Here is a 1,638-nt window from a genome sequence, read left to right as displayed (position 1 = left end):
ATCGTCGCGCCGCTGCTCACCGCGCGCGAGATCGTCAAGCCGCTGCCCGCCAGCTATCGCCGCAAGGCGGTGCGCAAGCTGCGCCCCGAAATGGTCGCGAAGCGCCAGATGATCGTCGAGCAGGAAAAGGTTCAGGTTGCCGCGGCCCCCGCGCCGAAGCCTGCTCCCAAGCCCGCGCCCGCCAAGGCCGCGCCTGCGCCCGCCGTCTTCCAGAAGGCCAGCTTCTCGCCGGTCAGCAATGGCGCGTTCGCGGTGCAGCTCGGCGTGTTCTCGAGCGCGGCCAATGCCAACCGCGCCTGGGTCGGCTATAGCGCCAAGCACAAGGATCTCGCGGCTTTCTCCAAGGTCGCCGTACCCACCACCGTCGGCGCGCGCACGCTGCACCGCCTGACCGCGAACGGCTTTGCCGACGAAAAGAGCGCCCGCGCGATGTGCGCCCAGGTCCGCTCGTTCGGCGGCGAATGCATCATCGCCCGCGCCGTTGCCACCAAGCCCGCCGGCACCCAGATCGCCGCCCGCCGCTGAGGCGAGGGGGCCAGCCAAACCCACGTCATCCCCGCGAAAGCGGGAATCCCGCTTGTGTGGCGAATGAGGGCTGAGGCCGTGCGGACGGTTTTAGACGGCTGTCAACGTCCGGTTGAGGGGCGCAGTGCAGCAGGTTGAGATGGCTGCAATTCGGTAATCAGCTGCCGTTCATTCACCAATATTGTCGTGGCTAAGGAGTTTACCCGTTTCGTTCGAGAAGCATGAAATGCTCGTGCCACCCTTAACGCCCCAGCGCGGTCTCAACTCCACACAATCACGATCTGGGAAAGAAACGGTCACAGGAAAAAGATGGGCTTCGATCTCACTCACACTGCTACGTTCGGAACGAGCTTTCGCTTGATAAGCTCTGCGCTCTAACGGCGCATCAAGCGGGTAACGAACTTCTTGTTGTAGCTGACTTAGGTGACTTTCAGCGCGCAGCCAAAGAACCGCAAGCATTACGCAAGCAGCCAACACTATACCGCAGATGGTGGGTATCGAACGGCCCATCAGCCATCTGAACACGGAGCGTGAATGTCCGCAATGGGTTTATTTGCTGAACGGCAAGTTTTGTCTTCCGCCGTCCCAAAGTCACCCCATCTCCGCTCAGCCTGAGCTTGTCGAAAGCCCCGCGAAACCGTTATTCTGGGCTATGGCCTTTTACGCGTATCTTTTGCGATGCAGCGACGGCAGCTATTATGCCGGGCATACTGATGATCTCGAACACCGGATGTCCCCGCACGCCAGCGGTGCCTGCGGGGACTATACCGCGAAAAGACGCCCTGTTGACCTGGTCTGGTCGGAGGATTTTCCCTCGCGCGAGGATGCGTTCTGGGTGGAGCGGCAGATCAAGGGCTGGTCGCGAGCCAAGAAAGAGGCGCTGATTGCTGGGGATTGGGATTTGATTTCAAGGCTTTCAAGGGGGTTGCGCAATTTCGCTGATGATGGCGCGGGGCCTTCGACAAGCTCAGGCTGAGCGGGCGTGTGCGGGTGGCTTAACTCGGAGACAGGCTCAGGTTGAACTGTCGTTCATGCACCCACCCGATTCTATCCAGCCCGCTCCCACAGCGCGCGCGCCCGCTTTCGCGGGGGTGACGGAGCAGGGGCAGGGGC

At 61.9% G+C, this 1,638-nt stretch carries 2 protein-coding genes; both read left to right on the top strand.

Annotated features, from left to right (window positions below):
- A partial coding sequence (locus tag AX735_RS06665) for an SPOR domain-containing protein (protein ID WP_202189519.1) occupies positions 1-525 on the top strand: 525 nt, incomplete at its 5' end.
- Between the two features lie 487 nt (positions 526-1,012).
- Positions 1,013-1,501: a GIY-YIG nuclease family protein gene (locus AX735_RS06660; RefSeq protein ID WP_231750039.1), complete on the top strand. Its 489-nt coding sequence runs from the start codon at positions 1,013-1,015 to the stop codon at positions 1,499-1,501.
- The last annotated feature ends 137 nt before the right edge of the window (positions 1,502-1,638 follow it).

Source organism: Blastomonas sp. CCH1-A6 (genome assembly GCF_001556365.1).
Classification (GTDB): Bacteria; Pseudomonadota; Alphaproteobacteria; order Sphingomonadales; family Sphingomonadaceae; genus Blastomonas; species Blastomonas ursincola.
Note: the sequence above shows the minus strand (reverse complement) of the source record. Positions and strands in the feature narration are given on the sequence as shown.